At 50.4% G+C, this 2,994-nt stretch carries 1 rRNA gene; it reads right to left on the reverse strand.

The features are described from left to right. Positions 1–102: 102 nt before the first annotated feature. Positions 103–2,982 (reverse strand): 23S ribosomal RNA (locus tag CWB98_RS18430). Positions 2,983–2,994 lie beyond the last annotated feature (12 nt).

Raw genomic sequence — 2,994 nt, forward strand, 5'->3', positions numbered from 1 at the left:
TACACACGCTCTTCAGATATCTTAAAATCTGGAAAAGCGTATTAAATTCTTTCGTCTACTTTAATTCTTAACTTCTAACAAACAAAACCACTTTGGCGTTGTATGGTTAAGCCTCACGGGTAATTAGTACGAGTTAGCTCAATGGCTCACACCACTTCCACATCTCGCCTATCAACGTTGTAGTCTTCAACGGCCCTTTAGTGGAGTTAAACTCCAAGTGAGAACTCATCTCGAGGCTCGCTTCCCGCTTAGATGCTTTCAGCGGTTATCGATTCCGAACGTAGCTACCGGGCAATGCCATTGGCATGACAACCCGAACACCAGCGGTTCGTCCACTCCGGTCCTCTCGTACTAGGAGCAGCCCCTCTCAATTCTCAAACGCCCACGGCAGATAGGGACCGAACTGTCTCACGACGTTCTAAACCCAGCTCGCGTACCACTTTAAATGGCGAACAGCCATACCCTTGGGACCGACTTCAGCCCCAGGATGTGATGAGCCGACATCGAGGTGCCAAACACCGCCGTCGATATGAACTCTTGGGCGGTATCAGCCTGTTATCCCCGGAGTACCTTTTATCCGTTGAGCGATGGCCCTTCCATTCAGAACCACCGGATCACTATGACCTACTTTCGTACCTGCTCGACGTGTCTGTCTCGCAGTTAAGCTGGCTTCTACCATTACACTAACCGTACGATGTCCGACCGTACTTAGCCAACCTTCGTGCTCCTCCGTTACTCTTTGGGAGGAGACCGCCCCAGTCAAACTACCCACCAGGCACTGTCCTCAACCCCGATTAGGGGCCTAAGTTAGAACATCAACACTACAAGGGTGGTATTTCAAGGTCGGCTCCACACAAACTAGCGTCTGTGCTTCAAAGCCTCCCACCTATCCTACACATGTAGGGTCAATGTTCAGTGCCAAGCTGTAGTAAAGGTTCACGGGGTCTTTCCGTCTAGCCGCGGGTACACAGCATCTTCACTGCGATTTCAATTTCACTGAGTCTCGGGTGGAGACAGCGTGGCCATGGTTACACCATTCGTGCAGGTCGGAACTTACCCGACAAGGAATTTCGCTACCTTAGGACCGTTATAGTTACGGCCGCCGTTTACCGGGGCTTCGATCAAGAGCTTCGCCTAAGCTAACCCCATCAATTAACCTTCCGGCACCGGGCAGGTGTCACACCGTATACGTCATCTTACGATTTTGCACAGTGCTGTGTTTTTAATAAACAGTCCCAGCCACCTGGTCACTGCGGCTCTCGTCTGCTTACGGAGTAAATCCTTCACAAACAAGAGCGTACCTTCTCCCGAAGTTACGGTACAATTTTGCCTAGTTCCTTCACCCGAGTTCTCTCAAGCGCCTTAGTATTCTCTACCTGACCACCTGTGTCGGTTTAGGGTACGATTCGATATAAACTGAAGCTTAGAGGCTTTTCCTGGAAGTAGGGCATCAACAACTTCACCACCGTGGTGGCTCGTCTCGACTCTCAGCCTTAGCGACCCGGATTTTCCTAAGTCACCAGCCTACAGCCTTTCACATGGACAACCAACGCCATGCTTGCCTAGCCTGCTCCGTCCCCCCATCGCATTTATACCAAGTACGGGAATATTAACCCGTTTCCCATCGACTACGCTCTTCAGCCTCGCCTTAGGGGTCGACTCACCCTACCCTGATTAACATGGGATAGGAACCCTTGGTCTTCCGGCGTGCGGGTTTTTCACCCGCATTATCGTTACTCATGTCAGCATTCGCACTTCTGATACGTCCAGCAAACCTTACAGTTCACCTTCAGCCGCTTACAGAACGCTCCCCTACCCCGCGAACTAAGTTCGCAGCCGTAGCTTCGGTGGTATGTTTAGCCCCGTTACATCTTCCGCGCAGGCCGACTCGACTAGTGAGCTATTACGCTTTCTTTAAAGGATGGCTGCTTCTAAGCCAACCTCCTAGCTGTTTTAGCCTTCCCACATCGTTTCCCACTTAACATACACTTTGGGACCTTAGCTGACGGTCTGGGTTGTTTCCCTCTCCACGATGGACGTTAGCACCCACCGTGTGTCTCCCGGATAGTACTTTACGGTATTCGGAGTTTGCAAAGGGTTGGTAAGTCGGGATGACCCCCTAGCCTTAACAGTGCTCTACCCCCGTAAGTATTCGTCCGAGGCTCTACCTAAATAGATTTCGGGGAGAACCAGCTATCTCCCGGTTTGATTAGCCTTTCACTCCTAGCCACAGGTCATCCCCTAACTTTTCAACGTTAGTGGGTTCGGTCCTCCAGTCAGTGTTACCTGACCTTCAACCTGCCCATGGCTAGATCACCGGGTTTCGGGTCTATACCCTGCAACTTAAGCGCCCAGTTAAGACTCGCTTTCGCTACGGCTCCCCTAAATGGTTAACCTTGCTACAGAATATAAGTCGCTGACCCATTATACAAAAGGTACGCAGTCACCCTCGAAGGGCTCCTACTGCTTGTACGTACACGGTTTCAGGTTCTATTTCACTCCCCTCACAGGGGTTCTTTTCGCCTTTCCCTCACGGTACTGGTTCACTATCGGTCAGTTGGGAGTATTTAGCCTTGGAGGATGGTCCCCCCATATTCAGTCAAAGTTTCACGTGCTCCGACCTACTCGATTTCACTTTAAATAAGTTGTCGTGTACGGGACTGTCACCCTGTATCGTCATACTTTCCAGAATGTTCCACTAACTACATTAAAGCTTAAGGGCTAATCCGATTTCGCTCGCCGCTACTTTCGGAATCTCGGTTGATTTCTTTTCCTACGGGTACTTAGATGTTTCAGTTCTCCGCGTTCGCTTCGTTAACCTATGTATTCAGTTAACGATGACCCAAAGGGCCGGGTTTCCCCATTCGGAAATCCTAGTCTCAAGCGCCTCTTACTGGCTTGACTAGGCTTATCGCAAGTTAGTACGTCCTTCATCGCCTCCAACTGCCAAGGCATCCACCGTGTACGCTTAGTCACTTAACCATACAACCCAAA

It is taken from the genome of Pseudoalteromonas rubra (genome assembly GCF_005887115.1).
Classification (GTDB): Bacteria; Pseudomonadota; Gammaproteobacteria; order Enterobacterales; family Alteromonadaceae; genus Pseudoalteromonas; species Pseudoalteromonas rubra_F.